At 41.0% G+C, this 6635-nt stretch carries 8 protein-coding genes; all 8 read left to right on the forward strand.

Annotated elements, in window-relative coordinates; genetic code table 11:
* Window positions 1-273: 273 nt before the first annotated feature.
* The 8 genes from L4C33_RS18245 (at window position 274) to L4C33_RS18280 (ending at window position 6264) form a co-directional block, all read left to right on the forward strand.
* Window positions 274-1077 (forward strand): oligogalacturonate-specific porin KdgM family protein, encoded by an 804-nt coding sequence (locus L4C33_RS18245; protein WP_428813835.1) that lies wholly within the window; start codon window positions 274-276, stop codon window positions 1075-1077.
* Window positions 1078-1170: 93 nt separating this feature from the next.
* Complete coding sequence (locus tag L4C33_RS18250) at window positions 1171-2238, forward strand: YadA C-terminal domain-containing protein (RefSeq protein WP_428813836.1); 1068 nt, start codon at window positions 1171-1173, stop codon at window positions 2236-2238.
* 86 nt (window positions 2239-2324) lie between these two features.
* A complete protein-coding gene (locus L4C33_RS18255) occupies window positions 2325-2957 on the forward strand; it encodes a thioredoxin domain-containing protein (RefSeq protein WP_428813837.1) in 633 nt (210 codons plus the stop codon).
* A gap of 3 nt (window positions 2958-2960) precedes the next feature.
* A complete protein-coding gene (locus tag L4C33_RS18260; RefSeq protein WP_428813838.1) occupies window positions 2961-3311 on the forward strand; it encodes a hypothetical protein in 351 nt (116 codons plus the stop codon).
* A complete protein-coding gene (locus tag L4C33_RS18265; RefSeq protein ID WP_428813839.1) occupies window positions 3301-3837 on the forward strand; it encodes a phosphatase PAP2 family protein in 537 nt (178 codons plus the stop codon). Before L4C33_RS18260 ends, L4C33_RS18265 begins: the two co-directional genes overlap by 11 nt.
* Before the next feature lie 69 nt (window positions 3838-3906).
* On the forward strand, window positions 3907-4776 hold the full coding sequence (locus tag L4C33_RS18270) for a zinc ABC transporter substrate-binding protein (RefSeq protein WP_428813840.1): 870 nt from the start codon (window positions 3907-3909) through the stop codon (window positions 4774-4776).
* 59 nt (window positions 4777-4835) lie between these two features.
* Entirely contained in the window at window positions 4836-5462 is a 627-nt protein-coding gene (locus L4C33_RS18275; protein ID WP_428813841.1) for a DUF1007 family protein, read from the forward strand.
* Window positions 5449-6264, forward strand: a complete 816-nt coding sequence (locus tag L4C33_RS18280) for a nickel/cobalt transporter (RefSeq protein ID WP_428813842.1) — start codon at window positions 5449-5451, stop codon at window positions 6262-6264. Before L4C33_RS18275 ends, L4C33_RS18280 begins: the two co-directional genes overlap by 14 nt.
* The last annotated feature ends 371 nt before the right edge of the window (window positions 6265-6635 follow it).

The raw sequence follows: 6635 nt of genomic DNA on the forward strand, positions 1-6635 counted from the left end.
AAAGAAGACAATACATCGTTCAATTACAGCTATTATTTCTAATAAATAAATCAAATATGAAACAAAAAAGCCCTAACAGTCTCTGTTAGGGCTTTTTTTATTAAAAAGTTGAACTTTTTTGATTTAATTTAAAAATAACACTTCACAAATGATCACGCCAGAAGTATAGTCCACCTCAAGAGATCACAAATGAAACACTAAAGGCAAGATGCCACTTTTTGTGATACAGCCCAAGGATGGTTTTTTCATATTTGAACTAACTAGGAAACACAAATGAAAAAACTAGCAGTAGCTACAGCCGTTTTAGCATCACTTACAGCATCAACAGCATTCGCAGAGATCACAGTCGACGTTTACGGTGATCGTTCAACTAAATCTGAGTTCGGCAACAAAAGTACTCAAGGTATCGAGCTTGGTTACGGCTTTGATAACGGCTTTGGTTTGTCTGCAGAAGCAACTACAAATAAAGACCTAGACCTAGGCGCATCTTGGAAAATAGAAACATCTGAAAGCAGCTACCTAAAACCATCTATCGGTTACGTGTTTAAAGACACTAAAACAAAAATTCTGACTAACCCAAATCCAGGTGAGAACGCATACGAGTTCCAAGAAACCTCTGGTATGGACTCAAACGTAGTGAAAATTGGTCTTGAGTCTGGAGTTGATTACGGAAGCTGGTTCACTGCAGCCCGCGTTCGTTATGAAGCAAACACAGAAAAGCTTACAGAGCATCATGAGATTGGAACTGTTGACTCAAAGGGCAATCGCACTGCGACTTACTCTCACACAGATAGCCTACGTTCAGAAACAGCTCGATTAGACTTCACTCTTGGATACCGTTTAGACGCTGTAACCCTTACAGCGAAAGGCATCAACAAAATCGAGATCAACAAAGATCTTCGTCGCACTCTAGACGCTGCAGACATTGATCGCAGCCGAGTAAATTACGAATTTAAAGCCACTGTTACTGCTTATGACGGTGTTGCTCCATACGTACAGTTCGCAATCAACGACTCAGGCGTTAAAGGTGTTTCAGATGACCACGTTGTGAAGATTGGTACAAAGTTCTCATTCTAAAAACGATTAAGTAACGACCTACATCGTAAGCAAGGATGAATGTTGGCAAGGGAATGCCACCCCTTACTTTCAAACTATTTAAACGGTATCAAAATGAAAAAAACTATTTTAGCTCTAGCAGTAACTTCTCTATTTTCAGTATCAGCAATGGCCGAACATCACTGGCATGGCACTGTAGAAGCGAATGATAGCCAACTTGACAAGTTTGCAGCTGAAAACAATCTACGTGTAATGAAAGATAGCTCAGGTGTTGAGTACCTTATCGGAGGTGAGAGTAATGAGTTAATTGGTCAAGTAACTCATTACGGTGACATGATTTACGTTAAAAACTCACTTCAAGAAGATGTATTTCGCGCAAAAATCGACCAAGTTACTGGTGACGCAAAGGTTACAGTAATTGATGGTGATGATCAGCATCGAGTTTTTGTGAAAAGAATCAACGAAGCTGATAGAAACAACGACCAGAACGGCCACATTGACAATAGAAACGCAGCTATGGCGAAAGGCTTAGATGACGCTTTAAATCACGTAACTGTTTCTGGAGACGCTGTTGAAGTTAATGGTGTGACATACAGTAATGAGGATGTACGTGAAGCTGCCAATGCATTCGCTGAAATGTCAAAACAAGAACGTGCCGCTGTTGTAGCTCGTCTTGAGTATGAAGAACGCGCAGGCAACATCAAAGATGTGAAAATTGTTGACGGTGAAAGTAACGATGACAGCAGAAACAACGATATTATCGCAATCGATTCAGAAGTAGATGCACGTATATCTGAAGCTGGTGCTGCTGCTTACAAAGATGCTGCTGCATACGCTACAGCTACTGATGCGAAGCTAGCTAACCACGAATCTCGCATCGGTTCTCTTGAGAATCAAATGAAAGATATGGGTAACAAAATGCTAGTTCTTGAAGACCGCATGGATGGTGTTGTTGCTTCTTCTCACGCAATCACTAACGCACGTCCTGTTCTTAATTCTGCTGGTCAATTCGGTATGGGTATGGGTGTTGGTGCTGCTGGCTCTAAGCAAGCTATCGCTATCGGTGGTGCTTACCAAATCACTGATAACTGGTCAGGTACTATGAGCGTTAACTACGAAACAAAAGGTAAGGTTTCTAGCCACCAAGTTTCTGCAGGTGTTGGTGCTCAATACATCTTCTAAACATACAAAATAGAAATCGCCATGGATGGCGTGTACTGCCCTAAATCAAAGGCCATTCATGGCCTTTCATCAAAATGAGTTCATCCATGAAATTTACTCAACAAGTTCATCTATCCGTATTTGGTTATTTAGCCCTTATGTCTGTTCTCACTATCGTGGGTTTTAAGCATATGCCTAAAGCGTTTGCTGACTCTGAGTTTGTCAACGGAGTTCACTACACCACTCTCGATCGCCCAGCCTCCAGTAACCCAGAGATTAAGATGTTCTATACGCCTTTCTGCAAACCCTGTGCAATCGTTCACTCGCCAATCCAAATGATGGCAGAACGCGCGGGTGTGAAATTTGTCGATGTTCCAGTTAACGCTGGCAACCTTGGTAAAGACATTCAAGAAAGTATCATCACAGCACAAAACCAAGGCATTGATAAAAAGTTTGTCATTGGTCTACTTACTAATATCCACGACCGTAAAGGTAACGATCCACGTACACGCGAAGACTTAGCGCAACTTCTAGAAAAATGTGGTGGTAATGCAGATGAATTCAGAAAAGGGTGTGAAGAAATACACAAGCAAGCGGAGGAACTAGACCAACTCGTAAACGAATACTACGTGAGTGCTACCCCGACCATCGTTATAAACGGCAACAAACAAATTGCTCTCCACACTCTTAAAAGCTTTTCTGAACTAGAACAGCTACTAAACCACCTGTTAGAGGTGTAAATAATGTTGATCGAGCAAAAGTTAACTCAAGCAGCATCATTCGGTACAGAGGGAGTGACACGCACTTTAGACTTTGACCTAGCGAAGCTTGTAGAGGAAGTCGGTGAACTTGCTATCGAGGTTCAAATAAACCAAGGGCGCTTGCCAAAAGACAAAGGCGGTGTAGATGGGATTATTGGTGAAGCGGTAGACGTGATCAACGTGTCACTAGACATTATTTTCCTACATATGGCGACCAATGGTATTTCAGACCCGCACCAAATAGAACAAATGATCCAAAAGATATCTGCTAATAAGTTAACTCGATGGGCTAGTAAAGCCAAAGAGATTGAGGAACTAGCAAATGCTGAATAGAACTCTACTAACTGCAGCTCTAACTGTATCATTTGCAGCCCAAGCAAGCTCCACTACTGAGCAAATCGGAGATATGGGCCAGATCGCTATCCCTTTGGTCGCCCTTGGTATAGCCATTGACAAAGACGATAGAGAAGGTTTTTGGGAAGCTGCCAAGGGTATCGCAATTACTGCAGGCACAACGCACTTACTTAAGCACACGACTCAGGTTCTGCGCCCTAACAACTCTAACTTTCAATCATTTCCGAGCGGGCATACTTCAGCAGCATTCAGTGGTGCGGCATTTTTACATCACCGCTATGGGCTTGAATATAGCATCCCTGCTTACCTTGCCGCTTCATATGTCGGTTATTCACGGGTTTACGCAAACAAGCACTGGAAAACAGATGTACTTGCTGGCGCAGCCTTAGCTATCACCGTGAGCTACTTCGTTACGTCTCAATATAACGATCCAAACCTTGCTATTGAGCCCACTCAATTCGGAAATTCAGATGCTCAAGGCGTCAACTTTTCGTACAAAATTTAACTGTAGCGAGTAGTTAATTACGGCACGCTAGGCCTCGTATCCACATATCTAAATTATTTAGGGCTCTCAATGAAAATCAATCTATTGCTTTTGTTGTCACTATGCGCTTTTCAAGCCCATGCTTTACATATATTGACTTCAATAAAACCAATCCAAATGATCGCTCATGAATTGGTATTAGAAGAAGACAGTACATCTTCTCTACTGCCTGTAAGTGCATCCCCCCATGATTATGCGCTTAAGCCGTCGGATATCGTTGCCATGCATAACAGTGATCTAATCATCTGGTTTGGCCATGATCTAGAAGGCTTTTTAACGAAGCCGATATCAAACTTAGAGTACGTTTTAACTCTTTCAGATAGCGAACATTTGACCTTGAGAGCATTTGGGAAATCTTGTGGTTGTGGAAAAAGTCATGGTAGCTATGACCCACATATCTGGCTAGGCCCACAACAGGCGAGAGAAGTTGCCCAAAGTATCACTGAACGCCTAATAGAAATGGATAAAAAAAATCAAACTCGCTATCAACTTCGCTTAGAAGCGTTTAACCGTGAACTCTCTGAAACCGTGTTTGATATTTCTACCCGACTAGAGCCTATACGAGATAAAGGCTACTTTGTTTTTCACGATGCTTATGGCTATTTTGAAGAGCACTTTGAACTCAACAACCTTGGGTATTTCACTGTCGACCCAGAGCGTAAATCTGGTGCGAAAAAGCTCAATTCAATTAGGACAACTCTATTAGAGAAGAACGTTCAATGCGTATTTTCTGAACCACAATTTACCCCTTCAGTCATTAAGTCAACAACCAAAGGAACATCGACTCAAATAGGTCGCCTAGATCCCTTAGGAACAGATATCGAAGTGCATGATGGAAGCTATTTCTCATTATTGGATTCAATAACCGATGGGCTTACAGAGTGCTTCAGTGATCGCTAAAAATATCTGCTAACAGTGCTTCTGTTAGCTTTCCTCTCATTACAAAATTTCAGTCTATTATGAAACCTATTCTTGTTTTATTGGCGTTTGTCAGTTTCTATTCTGCCCAAATATGTGCCCACCCTCATTCATGGATTCAGATGAATACTTACGTTCAAGGAGAGCAAAGCACCATCTCTGGTTTTTATATGGAGTGGGAATTCGATGCAATGACATCTACTTATATGCTTGACGGAGAACCAAATATAAATCAAGAAACACTGCAAAACTTAGCTAAAGAAGTCATAGATAACATGATGAGTAGCCACTACTTCACGTACTTCTATCAACGCGATAATCCAATCAGATATAGGAAAGCGATTGATGCTGCAATGACTTACCACAGAGGAAAAATAACACTAACTTTCGATTTACCTCTGGCAAAGCCCATCACAGTGCTTGATGAAGAGTTGAAACTATTGATCTTCGACCCATCTTACTTTGTCGATATGAGTTGGGATACGCAGCAATCCATTCACTTAAGCCATGAACTTAATTGCTCGACTCGCCTTAAAGCTCCAAACCCCACACCGGAACAAGTAGCTTTTGCACTGTCACTGCCTATAGATGCAGACCCTGATAACGAGCTCGGACAATTGTTTACTGAAACGCTTTACATTAGATGTGAAAACCATGCTGAACTTTAAAAAAATCTTATTTCTTGTTTTCTTAACTATTATATCTGTCGCAACGTGGATGCATTGGCCTCAATTTTTTACTCATGCGATAAAAATACAAAGAGAGCTAAACAACCTGTTAAGTGAACTCATTTATGACATCCACGAAGGAAAAACTCACTCCATATTCGCTTTTATCGGAGTCAGTTTCTTATATGGACTCATTCACAGTTTAGGAGCTGGTCATGGAAAAATAGTCGTAGCATCGTATCTTGTGACGAACAAATGCACTCTCTCTACTGCAATATTTATTACCGTGACTTCAGCATTACTACAAGCTCTTGTCGCGATAAGCATTATTGAAATYATGATTGAAGTATACGCTGCATCTATGGCCGAAATGTACGACACAGTAGAGACAGCTATTAGACTCAGCTATTTGTGCATTATCGGGTTAGGTATTTTATTAATGGCTCAAGCATTCAATACCGTGCCAAAGAAAAAAGCATCATATTCGAGTGTCGCTAGCATTGTGCTGTCAATTGGGATCAGGCCATGCACTGGTGCGGTTATGGTTTTACTGTTTGCAAATATGGTGGGGTATAGAGAGCTTGGGATTTACAGTGCACTCGCTATGGCGTTTGGAACAGCCATGACAACCTCTATCATTGCTTGTTTGTCCGTGGTCACTAGAAAAAACGTTTCGATTGTTACTTTATTGAAAGCTGGTGGTTCACCTTCTATTTCCAAGTTTTTGGGAGGCGCTTTCTTAGCCATGATCGGGTATATTTTTTTCACACAAAGCAATGTATTAGGTCTTATTGAAATCTAACTAAAGTCCCTCTCCACTATTGGGCTGACACTGTGAATGGATAATGAAATACAGGCGAGTAGGTAACTTAAAGAAGTCAATAAAAACCTAACCCAACGCTGGGCTTCGACACTCCCAGAGTGCTAAAGAGTAGAGATTTATCTCTAGATAAAAGAAAGGCTCGCGTGACTAATGCGAGCCATATGCAGTTTAGGGGGTAAACCACAAATTCACCGTTATGATGAATTCTTCATGCTAAGTGATGACAGTGTGAGCCTTTCATCATATAGCTCCATTTTTAAATAATTAACGAACATTAATCAATATCTCAATGTTAGGTTTACGTTAATTAAAACCACAATAACTGTGCTGATAATAAAGGTAAATTAGAC

Origin of the sequence: Vibrio makurazakiensis (genome assembly GCF_050337375.1) — a bacterium.
Taxonomy (GTDB): Bacteria; Pseudomonadota; Gammaproteobacteria; order Enterobacterales; family Vibrionaceae; genus Vibrio; species Vibrio makurazakiensis.